We start from the raw sequence: 17,931 nt of genomic DNA, 5'->3' as shown, positions 1-17,931 counted from the left end.
CGGTCATGAAAGGTTACACAAAATATGTCCAGTACGACCGTTGCCGAGTTCGCCAATGAACTCAAAAAATCCACCGATACCCTGCTTGAACAACTGAAGTCAGCCGGCGTCCCCAAGGCTTCGGCCTCCGACGTTCTGACTGATGGTGATAAACACAGCTTGTTGAACTATTTGCAAAACAGCCACGGCACTGCCAGCCCGGAGCGCAAAAAAATCACCTTGGTGAAAAAGCAGACCACTGAGATCAAACAGGCCGACGCTACGGGCAAAGCCCGCACCATCCAAGTCGAAGTCCGCAAGAAGCGCACATTTGTGCGCCGCGATGATGGTGTGGATGTCCCTTCCGATGCGCCAGAGCAGGAAGCTGAAGTGACTGAGTCCGCAGCGCCTGCAATTGACCACGCAGAACTCACACGCCGCGAGGAAGAGGCTCGCCGTCAGGCGGAACTGATCCGTCGCCAAGAAGAAGACTTGGCTGAGAAGCGCCGTGCACGCGAAGAAACTGAAAAACGCGAGCGTGAGGCTGACGAGCGCGCCGCCAACTACGCGGCGGCGGAAGCACTGAAGAAAAGCCAGGCTTCTGCAAGCGTGGCCGAGGCCTCGGATGACGCGGCTCAAGCCGCCGCTGCACGTGCCGCCGCACAAATTGAAGCGCGCGAAACAGCAGCTGCTGAGTCCAAAGCCCGTGCGGAAGAGGAGTCAGCCCGTGCCGTTGACTTGGGCGATCGCCGCCGCAAGGCTGAGGCCGAAGCCGCAGCCATTCGCATGATGATGTCGGCGCCCAAAAAAGTGTTGGTTGCCAAAAAGCCCGAGGAAGCGAAGCCAGCAACAGACGCCAAGGCTGGCATGAAGGGTACCTTGCACAAGCCTGCGGCAGGTTCTACGGTGGCCAAGCCAGCCAAACCAGGCGCTGGTGCAACCGCTGGCAATGCGGGCGCTGGTGCAGGCAAAGAGGTCAAATCTGCCAAGCTGTCCAGCAGCTGGGCTGGCGACCCTGCCAAGAAAAAAGAACTCAAAACGCGTGGCGATACTGGTGCCGGTGCCGGGCGCTCGAGCAACTGGCGCAGTGGCCCGCGTGGTCGCCGCGGCAATGACCGCGACCGTGATGATCAGCACAACCAGGCAGCGCCGGTGGAAGCGCGCGTCATTGAAGTGCACGTGCCCGAAACCATCACCGTGGCCGAACTGGCCCACAAGATGGCTATCAAGGCCTCTGAGGTCATCAAATCGCTGATGAAGATGGGCCAAATGGTCACCATCAACCAGCCGCTGGACCAGGACACCGCCATGATCGTGGTGGAAGAAATGGGCCACAAAGCGATTGTTGCTGCCTTGGATGATCCCGAAGCCTTCACCGACGACGACGTGCAAGGCCAGGAGGCCGTGTCTCTACCTCGCGCTCCAGTGGTGACCGTGATGGGCCACGTCGACCATGGCAAGACCTCGCTGTTGGACTACATTCGCCGCGCCAAAGTGGCCGCGGGCGAAGCCGGTGGCATTACCCAGCACATTGGTGCCTACCACGTGGAAACCCCACGCGGCATGGTGTCCTTCCTGGATACCCCCGGTCACGAGGCGTTTACCGCCATGCGTGCCCGTGGCGCACAGGCTACCGACATCGTGATTCTGGTCGTTGCCGCCGATGACGGCGTGATGCCACAAACCAAGGAAGCCATCAAACACGCCAAAGCGGCCGGTGTTCCTTTGGTGGTGGCGATTACCAAGTCTGACAAACCCGACGCTAACCCCGAGCGCGTGAAGCAGGAACTGGTTGTCGAAGAAGTGGTGCCTGAAGAATACGGCGGTGATTCTCCATTCGTGCCCGTGTCTTCCAAGACCGGTATGGGCATCGACACTTTGCTGGAGCAGGTGTTGTTGCAAGCCGAAGTGCTGGAACTCAAGGCTCCCGTGGATGCCATGGCCAAGGGCTTGGTCATCGAAGCCAAGCTCGACAAGGGCCGCGGCCCGGTGGCTACCGTGCTGGTGCAGTCGGGTACCTTGAAGGCTGGCGATGTGGTGCTGGCAGGCCAGACTTATGGCCGCGTGCGCGCCATGCTGGATGAAAACGGTCACAAGATCGAGTCGGCAGGTCCTTCCATCCCGGTGGAAATCCAGGGTCTGACCGAAGTGCCGCAAGCCGGTGACGAGTTCATGGTGATGTCCGACGAGCGCCGCGCCCGAGAAATTGCCACCTACCGGGCTGGCAAGTTCCGCAACACCAAGCTGGCCAAACAACAAGCCGCCAAGCTGGAGAATATGTTCTCCGACATCGGTGCGGGCGACGTCAAGATGTTGCCCATCATCGTCAAGGCGGACGTGCAAGGTTCGCAAGAAGCGCTGGCGCAGTCGCTGCTCAAGCTCTCGACCGACGAAGTCAAAGTGCAAATGGTGTATTCCGCCGTGGGTGGTATCAGCGAGTCGGATATCAACTTGGCAATCGCGTCCAAGGCTATCGTGATCGGCTTCAACACCCGCGCCGATGCTGGTGCGCGCAAGTTGGCTGAAGGCAACGGTGTGGACATTCGTTACTACAACATCATTTACGACGCCGTGGATGAGTTGAAGGCGGCCATGTCCGGCATGCTGGCGCCTGAGAAGCGCGAAGAGATCATCGGTATGGCCGAGATCCGCACGGTGTTTGTGGCGTCCAAGATCGGTACGGTTGCCGGTTGTATGGTTACTGCTGGCTTCGTCAACCGCAACGCCAATTTCCGTCTGTTGCGCGACAACGTGGTGATTTACACCGGCGAGCTGGACTCCCTCAAGCGCATGAAAGACGATGTGCGCGAAGTCAAGGAAGGCTTCGAGTGCGGTATCAAACTCAAGAACTACAACGACATCAAGGAAGGTGATCAGCTGGAGTTCTTCGAGGTTAAAGAAATCGCCCGTACCCTGTAAGCGAGATACGACGAGTGCGCAAAAAGTCATCCACACCCAACCGCAGCTTTCAGGTGGCCGACCAGATCCAGCGGGATCTGGCCGAGTTGATCGCTCGTGAGCTGAAAGACCCACGGGTGGGCATGGTCACCATCCAGGGTGTCGAAGTGACGCCCGACTATGCCCATGCCAAAGTGTTCTTTAGCCTGCTGGTAGGAGACCCCGTGGCGACTGCCGAGGGGCTGAATCAGGCTGCTGGCTTCTTGCGTGCGGGTCTGTTCAAGCGTTTGCATATTCACACGGTGCCCACCCTGCATTTCATCTTTGACCAGACCACCGAACGGGCGGCTGACATGAATGCGTTGATTGCACGTGCAGTGTCTTCGCGCGCAAAAGAGGACTGACACCATGAACGCGCCACGTGCACGGGTTGCAAGGCGCCCCGTGCATGGGGTGCTGTTGTTGGACAAGCCAATTGGACTGTCCAGCAACCAGGCATTGCAGAAAGCCAAATGGCTGCTGCGGGCCGAGAAGGCGGGCCATACCGGTACGCTGGACCCACTGGCCACTGGTGTGCTGCCGCTGTGCTTTGGCGCAGCAACCAAGTTCAGCCAGATGCACTTGGATGCCGACAAGGCCTACGCCACCACGGTACGGCTGGGTATCAAGACCAGCACGGCGGATGCCGAGGGCGAGGTGATCAGCGAGCGGCCTGTGTCGGTGACGCCAGAGCAGCTGGCTGCAGTGGTGCAGCAGTTCACCGGGCCCATTGCCCAGGTGCCGCCCATGCACAGCGCTTTGAAGAAGGACGGAAAGGCCCTGTACGAGTACGCCAGGGCCGGTATTGAAGTGGAGCGACCAGCGCGCCACGTGACGATTTATGCATTAAAAGTGCTGGAATCCCTCGTGGATACTGCGCAACCAGCTATCAAATTGGTAGTGGATTGCAGCAAGGGAACATACATCCGCACGCTGGGCGAGGACATTGGCGAGGCCCTTGGCTGCGGCGCCCACCTGAGCGCATTGCGAAGGGTGCGCACAGGCGGCTTTAGTGAAGGCCAGTGCATCACGCTGGAGGCCCTGGAGGCCATGAGCGAAGCGCAGCGGCTGGCGTGTTTGTTGCCGGTGGATGCGCTGCTGCCAGGGCATGTGCCTGTCACACTGGACAGCGACAATGCGGCACGGTTTTTGAGTGGAATGCGCAGGCGTGGCCCCTGGCCCGATGCGAATGACGTGGTGGTTTACGCAGCAGGCTCCAAGAGCTTGCTGGGAACCGCCCGTGTGGAAGCGGGGGAATTGATCCCCGTGCGGCTGTTGAGCCCGCAGGAAATCAGCGAATCCCAGGCCCTGCAAGAGGCCATGGAACAGAGTTTGAAACCAGTGAATGCAACCTTGGCCCTTGGGGCGTAAGCAGAAAGTGAACCATGAGTAAACAAATCCGAAACATCGCCATCATCGCCCACGTCGATCATGGCAAGACCACGATGGTCGACCAACTGCTGCGCCAGTCCGGCACCTTCGCCGAGCACGAAAAAGTGGTCGACACCGTGATGGACAACAACGCCATTGAAAAAGAGCGTGGTATCACGATTCTGGCCAAGAACTGTGCCGTGAGCTGGGAAGGTACCCACATCAACATCGTCGACACGCCCGGACACGCGGACTTCGGCGGCGAAGTGGAGCGTGCCCTGTCCATGGTGGACAGTGTGGTGCTGCTGATCGACGCGCAAGAAGGCCCCATGCCGCAAACCCGCTTCGTGACCAAGAAGGCGCTGGCCCTGGGTCTGCGCCCCATCGTGGTGGTGAACAAGGTCGACAAGCCCGGTGCCAACCCCGACAAGGTGGTCAACGCCGCGTTCGACTTGTTCGACAAACTCGGCGCAACCGACGAACAGTTGGATTTCCCCGTGGTGTATGCCTCCGGTATCAACGGCTGGACGTCGCTGGAAGAGGGCGCACCCGGTGAGCAGTGGGGCCCCGACATGTCGGCCCTGTTCAACACCATCCTGAAACACGTGCCCGCCAATTCGGGTGACCCCAAGGCACCTTTGCAACTGCAAATTTCGGCGCTGGACTTCTCTTCGTTCGTGGGGCGCATCGGCGTAGGCCGCATCAGCCAAGGCACGATCAAGCCCATGATGGACGTGGTCGTCATGGAAGGCCCCGATGGCAAGGCCGTCAAGGGCCGTGTCAACCAAGTGCTGACTTTCCAGGGCCTGGACCGCATGCAGACCCCCGAAGCCGGCCCCGGCGACATCGTGCTGATCAACGGTATTGAAGACATCGGTATCGGCGTGACAGTGACCGACCCGGCAAACCCTGCACCGCTGCCCATGCTGAAGGTCGACGAACCCACGCTGACCATGAACTTCTGCGTGAACACCAGCCCGCTGGCTGGCCGCGAAGGCAAGTACGTGACCAGCCGCCAGATCTGGGATCGCCTGCAAAAGGAACTGCAACACAATGTGGCGCTGCGCGTGAATGAGACCGACGAAGAAGGTATCTTCGAAGTCATGGGTCGCGGCGAATTGCACTTGACCATCCTCTTGGAAAACATGCGCCGTGAAGGCTACGAAATGGCAGTGTCCAAGCCCCGCGTGATGTTCAAGGACATCAATGGCGAAAAACACGAGCCTATCGAGCTCGTAACGGCCGACGTGGAAGAGTCTCACCAAGGTGGCGTGATGCAGGCCTTGGGCGAGCGCAAGGGCGAGCTGGTGAACATGGAACCGGACGGCCGTGGCCGTGTCCGCCTGGAATACCGCATTCCTGCGCGTGGCCTGATCGGTTTCTCTAACGAATTCCTGAACTTGACCCGTGGTTCCGGCCTGATCTCCAACATCTTTGACAGCTACGAGCCGCACAAGGGCGACATTGGTGGCCGCAAGAACGGCGTGCTGATCTCCATGGACGCTGGTGAAATCTTCACCTACGCCCTGGGCAAGCTGGATGACCGCGGCCGCATGTTCGTGAAGCCGAACGACCCAGTGTACGAAGGCATGATTGTGGGTATCCACAGCCGTGATAACGATCTGGTGGTCAACGCGACACGTACCAAGCAGCTGACCAACTTCCGCGTGTCCGGCAAGGAAGATGCAATCAAGATCACGCCCCCGATCGAATTGACGCTGGAATACGGCGTGGAATTCATCGAGGACGACGAACTGGTTGAAATCACGCCCAAGTCGGTGCGTCTGCGCAAGCGCCACCTGTCTGAAAGCGACCGCAAGCGCGCTGGTCGCTCTTGATCGACTGATCCCCATGGCGGCTTTGCCGCCTCCCCCTTGCAGGGGGCGATGCCAGCAGACCGGCCGAGCCGGATCTGCGGCATCTCTGATTTGCAGACACGCACTTCGATGGCGCCCATTGCATGAAACTCACCCACACGCGGGCCGTATTTTTGATGGTGGCGGTGACCCTGATGTGGTCCACCGCTGGTGTGGTCACGCGCCATCTGGAATTCGCGCGCAGCTTTGAAGTTACCTTCTGGCGCGCGTTCTTTACCGTTCTGAGCCTGATGGTGATCCTGCCCTTTGTGAGCGGGCGGGATGTGTTTTACAAAATCCGCCATGCTGGCCTTCCATTTTGGTTGTCCGGCCTGTGCTGGAGTGTGATGTTTACCGCCTTTATGGTGGCGCTAACGCTTACCAGCGTGGGCAATGTGTTGGTCACCATGTCGCTAGGGCCGCTGCTCACCGCGCTGATTGCGCGGATTTTCATTGGCCACCGGGTGCCGCTGCGGACCTGGGTTGCCATCGTGGTGGCGGGGGCAGGCATTGTCTACATGTACGCGTCCCAGCTGGGCTCGGTCACCTGGCTGGGGACTTTGGTGGCTTTGTGCGTGCCAATAGCCGGTGCCACCAACTGGACGGTGACCCAGCATTCGCATGACCAAGGCCATGACGTGGACCTGATGCCTGCGGTGTGGGTTGGTGCAGTTATCTCCTGCATAGTGACTTTGCCGCTGTCGTTTCCTCTACAGGCCAGTGCACACGATGTGACCTTGCTGGGGTTTCTGGGGGTGTTCCAGCTGGCCGTGCCTTGCGTGCTCAGCGTGCGCTGCGCGCAGATATTAAAAGCACCCGAGATCTCCCTGTTGCAACTGCTTGAAGTGATTTTTGGCATTCTGCTGGCTTGGCTGGGGGCGAACGAAGTGCCGAGCAGCCCGGTGCTGTGGGGTGGGGCGCTGGTGATTGGTGCTTTGGTTGTGAACGAAGTGATTGGATGGAGACAACGCGAATGACAACTTTGCTTCCCAGTGACGAAGTGATCACCGAAATCCGTGGGCAAGTGGGTTTGATTACCCTCAATCGTGCCAAGGCACTCAATGCCTTGAGCTTGGACATGGTGCGTAGCCTGACGGCCACACTCTTGGCCTGGAAGGACGATGCAGGCATCCAAGCCGTGGCCATCCGTGGCAGCACCAAGACCGGAGTGTTTGGCGGTTTTTGCGCCGGAGGAGACATCCGCTTCTTCCACCAGGCAGCCCTGGCTGGCAATCCGGCGTTGGAAGACTTCTTCACCGAGGAATATGCCCTCAACCACCTGATCCATCACTATCCCAAGCCCTATATCGCCTTCATGGATGGCATCGTGATGGGCGGAGGGATGGGCATCAGTCAGGGTGCTTCGCACCGCTTGGTGACCGAGCACACCAAGATGGCCATGCCCGAAACCAATATCGGCCTGTTCCCCGACGTGGGCGGGGGATACTTTTTGAGCCGATGCCCCGGTCGTACCGGCGAATGGTTGGCAATGACCGGTGACCTTATTGATGGCCGCACGGCTGTGGCCCTGGGATTGGCAGATCAACTCGTAGAGTCGGCCCGTTTGCCAGAGGCATGGGAGGCACTCTGCGTTCTGGACTGGACCGGTGCCGCCCCGTTGGCAGGCTGGATTGCTATGTTTTCAGGAGCTGATGGCGCAGAACACACGGGGCCTAGAGACCAAATTGATCATTATTTTGCGCTGAAGAGTGCCACTGAAATTGTGCAAGCGCTAGAAGCTGGCAGTAGCGATTGGGCGCAACAGACGGCCGCCACCCTGCGTAAACGGTCGCCTCTGATGTTGCACGTGGTTCTGGAGCAGGTGCGCCGCGCCCGTGGCATGACACTGGCCGACGACTTGCGCATGGAGCGGGACATGGTCCGACACTGTTTTTTTACCGCCCATCTGAACCGGTCCGGTGAGGCGAGCGAGACAGTGGAAGGAATTCGTGCGCTGGCGGTGGATAAAGACCATGGACCGCGCTGGAATCCAACGCGTTTGGAAGAGGTAACCACCGCGATGATCGCTCCATTTTTTACAAGCCCTTGGCCTGCGGCTGCACATCCATTACGTGGTCTCGCCTGAACAGGAGCGCACTGGCGCCTAGCCCTTAGCGGTTGCGGTCCTTCATGGCGCGCTCCACCTCGCGCTTGCCTTCGCGGTCCTTGATGGTGTCGCGCTTGTCGTGCTCGGCCTTGCCCTTGGCCAGTGCGATGTCGCACTTCACCTTGCCGCTTTTCCAGTGCAGGTTGATGGGCACCAAGGTGTAGCCTTTTTGCTCCACCTTGCCAATCAGGCGCTTGATCTCTTCCTTGTGCATCAAGAGCTTTTTGGTGCGCACCTTGTCAGGGCTCACATGGCTGCTTGCCGTGTGCAGCGGATTGATTTGCAGGCCGATGATGAACAGCTCACCATTGCGAATCACCACATAACCATCTGTGAGTTGTACTTTGCCTTCGCGCAAGGATTTGACCTCCCAGCCTTCCAGCACCAGACCCGCTTCAAACCGCTCCTCAAAGAAGTAGTTGAACGCGGCCTTTTTGTTGTCGGCGATACGGGTAGCAGTTTCGGGTTTTTTGGCCATTGGACTCAGGTGGGGATGACAGACGGGAAAGAAAGAGACGCCAGTGGGCTTGTCTACAATCCCGCGCAGACCGCTATTCTATGAAAACTGTTCACAAGTCCGTTTTAATCTGGTACAGCCCGCAAGAGATGTACGCCTTGGTGACCGATGTGGCGCAGTACCCCCAATTCTTACCGTGGTGTGACCACGCCCAAGTTTTGGAACAGGATGCACTTGGCATGACTGCAGAGGTGGGCATTTCATTCAGCGGTATCCGGCAGACGTTTATCACGCGCAATAGCCATACAGAACCCAGTCAGGTAGGCATGCAGTTGCTGAAAGGGCCATTCTCCAAACTAGACGGTGCGTGGAATTTTCATCCCCTGGGTGACGGATCGCAGCGCGCCTGCAAGGTCGAGCTGCTCTTGAACTACGGGTTTGAAAATGCAACGCTGGGCAAATTGGTAGGGCCGGTATTCGACAAGATTGCAGCTAGTTTGGTAGATGCGTTTGTAAAACGTGCGCAGCAGGTGTATGGCGACTGAAATCACATTCCCGGTGACGGTGGTATTCGCAATAGGCCCTCGGCGGGTGCTGACGTGCGATCTGGAGGTGAAGCTGGGATGCACTGCGGCGATGGCAATTGAGCTAAGCGGCTTGCTGCACCCTGTGCCGCAGCCAGAAATTGATCTCTTGGAATTGGGAGTTTGGGGGCGCAAAGTTAGTGGACAACATCCGCTTCGGCCCCATGACCGGGTTGAGCTTTACCGTCCCCTCATGGTAGATCCGAAGGTCGCGCGCCGAGAGCGGTTTGCCAAACAAGGGGCCAAGTCAGCAGGCTTGTTTGCTCAGCGAAGGACTGGCGCCAAAGCCGGCTATTGAGCGATCGGAAGCTTACTTGCAGTCTGCGTCGATGATGCCCTGAATACGTTGGGTCTCTGCAGCTTTGCTCGCATCATCCAGCACTTCACGCTCTCCGGCCGCATTCGTACGGGCAATCCTTCCCCCGTTTTCCATGGATGCCTTGGCTTGTTTCGCGCGCGCGCAGTTATCCGACTTAACTCTGGCGAGACGTTCTTCTTCTACCTTGCGCTTGGCTGCCTCGGCTTCTTCTGTTTGCTTTTTCTTGGCTTCCAAAGTCTTGTCTCCGCCCGCTTTGCTGGCTGCCAATGTGGGCACCGGTGCGCTTGCCGTAGCGGAGGATTCAGAGGCCCCTGAAGGAACCACAGCTTTAGCCGTCGAACCGCCAGGCCGCTTCAGGATATTTTTTTCGGGGATATCCGCGCCCGGGCCGCGGTCGCTGAAAACCTTGCGGCCGTCTTTGTCCAACCATTGCCATTGGGCGAAAGCGCTAGTGCAGGGGACTACCAGAAGTGCAACCAAGAGTGCATGAGACAGTTTCATGGAGCAAGTGTAGCGCGCGAGGCGCGTTCAAGACAAATCCGCACGGGTACAATCCGATTTTTGGAGCTTTGACATGCGCCTTCTCGGCAAAGCGCTGACCTTCGACGATGTGTTGTTGGTGCCAGCGTTCTCCCAAGTCCTCCCCAAGGACACCAGCCTCGCCACCCGTTTCTCCCGCAACATTGCACTGAACCTGCCGCTTGTTTCAGCGGCAATGGATACGGTCACTGAAGCCCGCTTGGCCATTGCCATTGCGCAAGAGGGTGGGATGGGAATTGTTCACAAAAACCTGACCGCGGCAGAGCAAGCAGCGCAAGTTGCCAAGGTGAAGCGTTACGAATCTGGCTTGCTGCGTGACCCGGTTGTAATTACCCCCGACACCACGGTGCGCCAGGTTATTGCTTTGTCGGAGCAGCTGGGAGTCTCTGGATTCCCGGTGTGCGACGGTGGCAAAGTGGTCGGCATTGTGACCGGACGCGATTTGCGGTTCGAGACCCGCTACGACCAACCCGTGCGCGAAATCATGACGCCGCGTGAGCGGCTGATTACTGTGCCTGACGGCACGACCCCCGAAGCAGCCAAGGCGCTGCTGAACAAGCACAAGCTGGAGCGTCTGCTGGTGGTAAACGAAGCCTTTGAACTCAAGGGCTTGATCACCGTCAAGGACATCACCAAACAACTGAATTTCCCCAACGCGGCACGCGATGCCACAGGCCGTTTGCGCGTAGGCGCAGCCGTGGGTGTGGGCGAGGGCACCGAAGCCCGCGTCGAAGCCTTGGTGGCTGCCGGCGTGGACGCCATCGTGGTGGATACGGCCCATGGCCACAGCAAGGGTGTGATTGACCGTGTGCGCTGGGTCAAGCAGAACTTCCCGCAGGTGGACGTGGTAGGCGGCAATATCGCTACCGGTGCTGCAGCGCTGGCATTGGTCGAAGCTGGTGCGGATGCCGTCAAGGTGGGTATTGGCCCCGGTTCCATCTGCACCACCCGCATCGTGGCTGGTGTGGGCGTGCCCCAAATCATGGCCGTAGACAGCGTGGCCACGGCCTTGCGCGGCACCGGCGTGCCACTGATTGCCGACGGTGGCATCCGTTACAGCGGTGACATTGCCAAGGCGATTGCCGCAGGCGCGGGTACCGTGATGATGGGTGGCATGTTTGCCGGTACCGAAGAAGCTCCGGGCGAAGTGATTCTCTATCAAGGCCGCAGTTACAAGAGCTATCGCGGTATGGGCAGCATCGGCGCCATGCAGCAGGGCAGTGCGGACCGCTACTTCCAGGAATCCAGCACTGGCAACCCCAATGCCGACAAGCTGGTGCCCGAAGGCATTGAAGGCCGGGTGCCCTACAAGGGCTCCATGGTATCCATCGTGTTCCAGATGGCTGGTGGCATTCGTGCCAGCATGGGCTATTGCGGTTGCGCCACCATCGAAGACATGCAAAACAAGGCTGAGTTCGTGGAAATCACTACAGCCGGTATTCGCGAGAGCCACGTCCACGACGTGCAGATTACCAAGGAAGCGCCGAACTACCGGGCTGACTGATAGCCGATCCAGGGCCGTCCTCCGCGACGGCCCTTTGCTTTGAACAACCGACTTTTTCGACCACCATGCAGCACCAGAAAATCCTCATTCTTGATTTCGGTTCCCAGGTTACCCAGCTGATCGCACGGCGCGTGCGTGAGGCGCACGTTTTTTGCGAGGTTCACCCTTGTGACGTGAGCGACCAATGGATTCGTGACTATGCAGCCGACGGTCAGCTCAAGGGCATCATCTTGTCCGGCAGCCATGCCAGCGTGACCGAGGACACAACCGACCGGGCGCCCCAGGCGGTGTTCGATCTGGGATTGCCAGTGCTGGGTATTTGCTATGGCATGCAGACCATGGCGCAGCAGCTGGGCGGCAAGGTGGAAACCGGTCACACCCGTGAGTTCGGCTTTGCCGCAGTACGTGCACATGGCCACACCGCCTTGCTGAAAGATATTGCCGACTTCACCACGCCGGAAGGCGAGGGCATGCTGAATGTATGGATGAGCCATGGTGACAAGGTCACCGAGCTGCCACCAGGCTTCAAGCTGATGGCCAGCACGGACAGCTGCCCAATTGCCGGCATGGCCGATGAGGCGCGCAAGTTCTACGCTGTGCAGTTCCACCCCGAAGTCACGCACACGGTGCAAGGCCAGGCGTTGCTGAACCGCTTCGTGCTGGGCATCTGCGCGACTCAGCCCGACTGGATCATGGGCGACTACATCAGTGAAGCCGTGGCACGTATCCGCGAGCAAGTGGGCGATGAAGAGGTGATTCTTGGCCTGTCCGGCGGCGTCGATTCATCGGTGGCCGCGGCACTGATACACCGTGCCATCGGCGATCAGCTGACTTGCGTGTTTGTGGACCATGGTTTGTTGCGTCTGAACGAAGGCGACATGGTGATGGACATGTTCGTCGGCAAGCTGCACGCGAAGGTGATTCGTGCGGATGCTTCCGATCTGTTTCTGGGCAAGCTGGCGGGGGTGAGTGACCCTGAAGCCAAGCGCAAGATCATTGGCGGCGAGTTTGTCACCGTGTTCAAACAAGAAGCCGCCAAGCTGAAAGGGGAGGGCGCCAAGGGGGCTAAATGGTTGGCCCAGGGCACGATTTACCCCGATGTGATTGAGTCCGGTGGCGCCAAGAGCAAAAAGGCCGTCACCATCAAGAGCCACCACAACGTCGGCGGCCTGCCCGAGCAACTGGGGCTGAAGCTGCTGGAGCCGCTGCGTGAATTGTTCAAGGATGAAGTCCGCGAACTCGGCGTGGCGCTGGGTCTCCCCCACAACATGGTGTACCGCCACCCGTTCCCCGGCCCGGGCCTGGGCGTGCGGATTCTGGGCGAAGTGAAGAAGGAATACGCTGACTTGCTGCGCCGGGCTGACGCGATCTTCATCGAAGAGCTGCACAACTTCAAGGACGAAGCCACAGGCAAGACCTGGTACCAGCTGACTAGCCAGGCCTTCACCGTGTTCCTGCCTGTGAAGAGCGTGGGTGTGATGGGCGATGGCCGCACCTATGACTACGTGGTGGCCCTGCGCGCGGTGCAAACTAGCGACTTCATGACTGCCGATTGGGCCGAGCTGCCTTACGCGCTGCTGAAAAAGGTGTCGGGCCGCATCATCAACGAAGTGCGCGGGATCAACCGTGTCACCTATGACGTGAGCAGCAAGCCGCCGGCAACCATTGAGTGGGAATAGGGCGGCTGCGGCCCTAGGGGAAATCCCGAAACACGCCCTGTTTCTCACCAATTTTCCTTAAAAAGTTCACGCAGCGCCCCACGGGGCGCTGACTTTTTATGTGCGCTTGGTGCACAATGTTTTCATGAACACCGAGAAGCTGATGGGCCTCCAAGCAGACTCTGACACGCTGCATTTTCTGGAAGATGAAGCTGTAGGAGGATCTGCCAAAGAGCCCGTTTGGCGCTTGTTGGTCGTGGATGATGAGCCGGATGTTCACCGTGCGACAACTTTTGCCTTGGCAGGCGTGCGTATTTTGGGACGTGCGCTGCAGTTTTTGCACGCTTACTCTGCCAGCGAAGCCAGCAAAATCCTGAATACCGAGCGCGATGTGGCCGTGGTTTTGCTCGATGTCGTGATGGAGCGCGAAGACGCTGGGCTAGCGCTGGTTAAGACAATACGCCAAGACTTGCGACTCAGCGAGTTGCGCATCATTTTGCGCACAGGGCAACCGGGCTATGCCCCGGAGATCGAAACAATCCATGATTTCGACATCAATGACTACAAAACCAAGTCTGAGTTAACCCGTACAAAACTTTACGCCACGGTCACTGCCGCGCTGCGGGCCTACGAGCAAATTCGTAAGCTGGATGAACTGGCTTTTTACGATCGCCTCTCATGCCTTCCGAACCGCAACAAATTCATAGACCTCGCGGAAGAACGGCTTAAAAATCAGCCGGCTGCAGATGATGTGATAGCGATTCTGGACATTGATGATTTCTCTGAGATCAACGATGCACTTGGACACCAACAAGGGGATCGCCTGCTGCAATCTGTAGCGGACCGTCTTAAAGTCGAGCTTGGTCCTGAAGTAATTTTGGCTCGCATTGGCAGTGACACATTTGGTTTGATGGGGGAGCAGAGTGTTGTGAACCCCTTGCGGGTCTTAGCCATGTTCAGGGAGCCCTTCCAAGTGCAAGACGACTCCATGGTTGTGACCGCCACCATGGGTCTGACCAAGTTATTGTCCGATGGCGTCTCAGGGCGCGATGCACTCAAGGATGCCAATATTGCACTGAAACGTGCGAAAAAAAGTCGCCGCGGAAGCTTCGTGATGTTCTCCAGCGAAATGGGGTCAGACATCCGCGAACGCGTGCGCTTGCTACAAAGTTTGCGTAGTGCAGTGGAAAGTGAACGACTTTTTATTGTGTATCAACCCCAAATCAACCTCAACAGCGGTCAGGTGGTGGGGATGGAGGCCTTGATCCGTTGGCGCAATGAAGATGGAACCTTTGTTCCCCCGGATCGTTTCATCCCGCTGGCGGAAGCATCTGGGATGATTATTGCAATCGGTGATTGGGTGTTGCGTATGTCCTGTCATGAACTTGGGCGACTCCAAGCTATGGGGTTGACGGATTTGCGAATGTCAGTGAACGTATCCCAAATCCAGTTTAGGCATCCAGAGTTTTTGGACAAACTCAACGCAGCATTGTTGGATACTGGTATTCGGCCGAATTGTCTCGAGTTGGAAATTACAGAGTCGGTCGCAATGGAGGATGCCGACTTCATGCTGGAAACCTTGAATTTGGTTCGCGAACTTGGAATCTCTATTGCGATTGATGACTTTGGGACGGGCTACTCTTCGCTCAGCCAGTTGCGTCAGCTCCCCATCGATCGACTCAAGATCGACCGTGCCTTTGTGTCCGAATTGCAGAAAGATATGTGTGGCGGACACATCGCGTCAATGGTTATTGAGTTAGGACGCAATCTGAATCTAACCGTTATTGCCGAAGGCATAGAAGATGAGGCTCAAGCCCAAGCCTTGCGTGCTCTAGGATGCCATGAGGGGCAGGGCTACTTGTACGCCAAGCCCATGACTCCGCCACTTTTGAAAGAATGGTTAATTGCCAGGGGCTGTGTCGCCTGATCGTTGCGGAAGTGAGTGTCCTGCCCGATGTTGCGCACGCTAGGATCGGGACATGAATAAAGACGTCAGTTTTATGCGCATGGCGTTGGATCAGGCCCGGCAAGCTAAAGATGCGGGTGAAATCCCGGTCGGTGCCGTGGTGGTCAGAGATGGACGCGTGATAGCCGTGGGGCGAAATATGTCTATCGCATCTCATGATCCGTCTGCACATGCCGAAATCGTGGCCTTGCGCACTGCGGCCCAAGCCCTTGGCAACTACCGTCTCGATGGATGCGAACTCTTTGTGACGTTGGAGCCTTGTCCGATGTGTGCTGGGGCAATATTGCACTCCCGTCTCAAGCGGCTGGTATTTGGCGCCTCAGACCCCAAAACAGGGGCAGTAGGATCAGTTCTGAATATTTTTGCCAACCAGCAACTCAACCATCAGACCCAAGTCTGTGGAGGGACTTTGTCGGAGGAGTGCTCTGGGATTCTGAGAGACTTCTTCAAAGAGCGCCGCAAAGAACAAGCCTTACAAGTTCGGCCCCTTATGGACGATGCAGTACGTACACCCGAATCAGTTTTTTCCAGCATGGAAGACTTTCCGTTCGCTTCTTGCTATCACCGGGATACGGAACATCTGCGAGGGTGGCACATGCACTTTCTGGACGAGGGCCCTTCAACGGCCCCGACTACCGTGCTCTGTTTACATGATATGCCTGGGTGGAGCTATCGCTACAGAGGAATCATCCCCATCTTGAGCATGAAAGGAATTCGGGTAATTTCCCCGGATCTGATCGGTTTTGGCAAGAGCGACAAGCCCAAAAAGGCGTCCGTCCACACTGTGAATCTGCATCTGCGTGGATTGCAGTCATTGTTAGCGCACTTAGGCGTTCAAAAAATATTCATCGTGGCAGAAGGGCTGGGGATTCACTTGGCCCAGGCACTTGCTTTTAGTCGTTCAGTGAGCGTAACGGGTCTGCTTCAAATATCGACTGAATTTGAGGGGGCTCCTGATATGCGCCCGTTCCCACACAAGGGCTACCAAGCAGCTCTGACGGTTTCGAGTACGTTGGCACAACAATTCAGGCAAGGACCGTGGAGCATGGACAGCGGATTCGAGGTTGGTGCCCCACATATGACAACGCAAGCAATTGCACAGCATATCGAAATGAAGTGTCACAGCGGATAATCACCTTAGTGAAAAAACATATTTATATTTATTCCCCCTCTGGGGCAGTTCGAGACAAGGCTGCTTTCAGACGCGGGGTGAAACGCCTGCAAGTACTTGGCTATGACGTGGAGCTTGATGCGGATGCCTTGAATGGGTATATGCGTTTCGCTGGTGATGATTCAACCCGATTGGCGGCCATCCATCGTGCAGCAGCAAGTGGCGCCGACATCGCCCTGATTTCGCGTGGCGGATACGGAATTACACGACTATTGGCTGATATCCGATATCGGGCAGTCTCGAAAGCTGTTGATCAAGGTATGCAGTTTGTAGGTATCAGCGACTTCACAGCCTTCCAGCTTGCGGTGCTTGCCAAAACAGGCACAGTCACATGGGCTGGTCCAGCGTTGTGCGAAGGCTTTGGTGTGGGTGGTGCCTCTGACGAACAGCCAGATGACATCATGGAGGATTGCTTTCATGACATGGCGAGCGGGCAGGGTGAGGGCACTGGGTGGCGTCAAAATCAGGCACTGTTGGGTGGGCCTTTAGGTATTCAAAATGCGATGGTTTGGGGGGGCAACCTGAGCGTTTTGGTCTCAATGGTGGGGACTCCCTATTTTCCGAGCGTCAAGGGCGGGATTCTATTTCTTGAGGACATTGGCGAGCACCCATATCAAATAGAGCGAATGCTGACCCAGCTTCTACACTCTGGAATACTCTCCCGCCAGAAAGCAGTTGTGTTGGGTCAATTCACCGGTTTTACATTGCATGCACACGACAAGGGGTTCAAATTGAGCACTGTGGTTGCCTGGTTACAAGCCAAGCTCAAAATTCCTGTTCTAACAAATTTGCCATACGGTCACGTTCAAACCAAAGTGTTGTTGCCGGTAGGGAAACGGGCCGATCTTGTTGCGGAAGGCAGGGATGTGATGTTAGTTTGGGGACATTGAGCAACTACTGCCCCAGAGGGCTGGCCCGCGAACTGAGGCCGCTTGGCAACAGACCCTTGAACATGCCACTCAAATTTTTCAAGTCGCGCTTTGGCGATCGCTTCGCCTTCTGTAGCCGCAACCGCCGCCATTATGTCGCCCCGCAGATACCAGAGATCCTGTACGTCCGCAGCGTAGGTCACTCGCAGTTGCACGACAGGGTATGTTTCAGCTTCTCGGTCACCAAGAATTTCCAACATGGCCCGGCGTATGTCTTCAATTGTTGCTGCTCCATCGCTTTGGCCAATTGAAGATGTGCCCCTTAAAAGGCTGCTCATAATGGTGGAAGGTGTCCAACGCATGGTTCTTTTCTCTAACGAATCGTTGGGGACGGTACGCAAACTGAATGCCATTGACCATAGGGTCTGACGCGGATTTTTACCTCACACACAATGTTGTGCATCAATATTGACCTCCATTCCTATGACCAGAAATGCATTTGATTCTCGTTAGCTTGAGCAGCCTAGCAAAAACTATTCAACACAAATGCTAAATGAACATTGCTATGACATGTCTATTCATTTTTTACCAAGCTCTAGTGATAAGACGCGTT

The 17,931-nt window shown here is 57.2% G+C and carries 15 protein-coding genes; 13 read left to right on the top strand and 2 right to left on the bottom strand.

Features of this window, described 5'->3' with window-relative positions; genetic code table 11:
- Positions 1-24: 24 nt before the first annotated feature.
- The 6 genes from infB to U5O12_RS07050 all read left to right on the top strand — a co-directional run bounded on the left by infB (position 25) and on the right by U5O12_RS07050 (position 8,229).
- Positions 25-2,898 (top strand): translation initiation factor IF-2, encoded by a 2,874-nt coding sequence (gene infB / locus U5O12_RS07075; RefSeq protein ID WP_322577957.1) that lies wholly within the window; start codon positions 25-27, stop codon positions 2,896-2,898.
- 14 nt (positions 2,899-2,912) lie between these two features.
- Complete coding sequence (gene rbfA, locus U5O12_RS07070; protein ID WP_322577956.1) at positions 2,913-3,281, top strand: 30S ribosome-binding factor RbfA; 369 nt, start codon at positions 2,913-2,915, stop codon at positions 3,279-3,281.
- 4 nt (positions 3,282-3,285) lie between these two features.
- Entirely contained in the window at positions 3,286-4,287 is a 1,002-nt protein-coding gene (truB, locus tag U5O12_RS07065; RefSeq protein WP_322577955.1) for a tRNA pseudouridine(55) synthase TruB, read from the top strand.
- 14 nt (positions 4,288-4,301) lie between these two features.
- Positions 4,302-6,125, top strand: coding sequence for a translational GTPase TypA (gene typA, locus U5O12_RS07060; protein WP_322577954.1), 1,824 nt, complete (start codon positions 4,302-4,304; stop codon positions 6,123-6,125).
- A gap of 122 nt (positions 6,126-6,247) precedes the next feature.
- Positions 6,248-7,120 carry a DMT family transporter gene (locus U5O12_RS07055; RefSeq protein WP_322577953.1) on the top strand — a complete coding sequence of 291 codons (873 nt, stop codon included), beginning with the start codon at positions 6,248-6,250 and terminating at the stop codon, positions 7,118-7,120.
- Positions 7,117-8,229 (top strand): enoyl-CoA hydratase/isomerase family protein, encoded by a 1,113-nt coding sequence (locus U5O12_RS07050; protein ID WP_322577952.1) that lies wholly within the window; start codon positions 7,117-7,119, stop codon positions 8,227-8,229. Before U5O12_RS07055 ends, U5O12_RS07050 begins: the two co-directional genes overlap by 4 nt.
- A 25-nt stretch (positions 8,230-8,254) precedes the next feature.
- Here the strand turns inward: U5O12_RS07050 and smpB are convergent, their stop codons facing one another.
- On the bottom strand, positions 8,255-8,728 hold the full coding sequence (gene smpB / locus U5O12_RS07045; protein ID WP_105262807.1) for an SsrA-binding protein SmpB: 474 nt from the start codon (positions 8,726-8,728) through the stop codon (positions 8,255-8,257).
- 80 nt (positions 8,729-8,808) lie between these two features.
- On the opposite strand from smpB, the gene U5O12_RS07040 reads away from it, so the two are divergent.
- Both U5O12_RS07040 and U5O12_RS07035 read left to right on the top strand, forming a co-directional pair.
- Positions 8,809-9,252, top strand: a complete 444-nt coding sequence (locus tag U5O12_RS07040) for a type II toxin-antitoxin system RatA family toxin (protein ID WP_322577951.1) — start codon at positions 8,809-8,811, stop codon at positions 9,250-9,252.
- Complete coding sequence (locus tag U5O12_RS07035; protein WP_322577950.1) at positions 9,242-9,589, top strand: RnfH family protein; 348 nt, start codon at positions 9,242-9,244, stop codon at positions 9,587-9,589. Before U5O12_RS07040 ends, U5O12_RS07035 begins: the two co-directional genes overlap by 11 nt.
- A 12-nt stretch (positions 9,590-9,601) precedes the next feature.
- Here U5O12_RS07035 and U5O12_RS07030 read toward each other — a convergent pair whose 3' ends face one another.
- Complete coding sequence (locus tag U5O12_RS07030; protein WP_322577949.1) at positions 9,602-10,111, bottom strand: DUF4124 domain-containing protein; 510 nt, start codon at positions 10,109-10,111, stop codon at positions 9,602-9,604.
- A gap of 73 nt (positions 10,112-10,184) precedes the next feature.
- Between U5O12_RS07030 and guaB the strand changes: the two genes are divergently transcribed.
- The 5 genes from guaB (at position 10,185) to U5O12_RS07005 (ending at position 17,339) form a co-directional block, all read left to right on the top strand.
- A complete protein-coding gene (guaB, locus tag U5O12_RS07025) occupies positions 10,185-11,654 on the top strand; it encodes an IMP dehydrogenase (RefSeq protein WP_322577948.1) in 1,470 nt (489 codons plus the stop codon).
- Positions 11,655-11,719: 65 nt separating this feature from the next.
- Positions 11,720-13,333 (top strand): glutamine-hydrolyzing GMP synthase, encoded by a 1,614-nt coding sequence (gene guaA / locus U5O12_RS07020; protein WP_322577947.1) that lies wholly within the window; start codon positions 11,720-11,722, stop codon positions 13,331-13,333.
- Positions 13,334-13,457: 124 nt separating this feature from the next.
- The gene (locus U5O12_RS07015) at positions 13,458-15,239 is read left to right on the top strand and encodes a bifunctional diguanylate cyclase/phosphodiesterase (RefSeq protein WP_322577946.1); all 1,782 of its coding nucleotides are present in this window, start codon (positions 13,458-13,460) and stop codon (positions 15,237-15,239) included.
- Positions 15,240-15,291: 52 nt separating this feature from the next.
- Positions 15,292-16,410: a tRNA adenosine(34) deaminase TadA gene (gene tadA, locus U5O12_RS07010; RefSeq protein WP_322577945.1), complete on the top strand. Its 1,119-nt coding sequence runs from the start codon at positions 15,292-15,294 to the stop codon at positions 16,408-16,410.
- Between the two features lie 8 nt (positions 16,411-16,418).
- Positions 16,419-17,339, top strand: coding sequence for an LD-carboxypeptidase (locus U5O12_RS07005; protein ID WP_322577944.1), 921 nt, complete (start codon positions 16,419-16,421; stop codon positions 17,337-17,339).
- Positions 17,340-17,931: the final 592 nt, after the last annotated feature.

Source organism: Rhodoferax sp. (genome assembly GCF_034519335.1).
In the GTDB taxonomy this organism is placed as follows: domain Bacteria; phylum Pseudomonadota; class Gammaproteobacteria; order Burkholderiales; family Burkholderiaceae_C; genus Allorhodoferax.
The sequence above is the reverse complement of the archived record's forward strand: the minus strand, read 5'-3'. Positions and strand labels throughout refer to the sequence as shown.

Coding starts and splice junctions, on each gene's coding strand:
- infB (WP_322577957.1), top strand. CDS start 25: ATGTCCAGTACGACCGTTGCCGAGTTCGCCAATGAACTCAAAAAATCC.
- truB (WP_322577955.1), top strand. CDS start 3,286: ATGAACGCGCCACGTGCACGGGTTGCAAGGCGCCCCGTGCATGGGGTG.
- typA (WP_322577954.1), top strand. CDS start 4,302: ATGAGTAAACAAATCCGAAACATCGCCATCATCGCCCACGTCGATCAT.
- U5O12_RS07055 (WP_322577953.1), top strand. CDS start 6,248: ATGAAACTCACCCACACGCGGGCCGTATTTTTGATGGTGGCGGTGACC.
- U5O12_RS07050 (WP_322577952.1), top strand. CDS start 7,117: ATGACAACTTTGCTTCCCAGTGACGAAGTGATCACCGAAATCCGTGGG.
- smpB (WP_105262807.1), bottom strand. CDS start 8,728: ATGGCCAAAAAACCCGAAACTGCTACCCGTATCGCCGACAACAAAAAG.
- U5O12_RS07040 (WP_322577951.1), top strand. CDS start 8,809: ATGAAAACTGTTCACAAGTCCGTTTTAATCTGGTACAGCCCGCAAGAG.
- U5O12_RS07035 (WP_322577950.1), top strand. CDS start 9,242: ATGGCGACTGAAATCACATTCCCGGTGACGGTGGTATTCGCAATAGGC.
- U5O12_RS07030 (WP_322577949.1), bottom strand. CDS start 10,111: ATGAAACTGTCTCATGCACTCTTGGTTGCACTTCTGGTAGTCCCCTGC.
- guaB (WP_322577948.1), top strand. CDS start 10,185: ATGCGCCTTCTCGGCAAAGCGCTGACCTTCGACGATGTGTTGTTGGTG.
- guaA (WP_322577947.1), top strand. CDS start 11,720: ATGCAGCACCAGAAAATCCTCATTCTTGATTTCGGTTCCCAGGTTACC.
- U5O12_RS07015 (WP_322577946.1), top strand. CDS start 13,458: ATGAACACCGAGAAGCTGATGGGCCTCCAAGCAGACTCTGACACGCTG.
- tadA (WP_322577945.1), top strand. CDS start 15,292: ATGAATAAAGACGTCAGTTTTATGCGCATGGCGTTGGATCAGGCCCGG.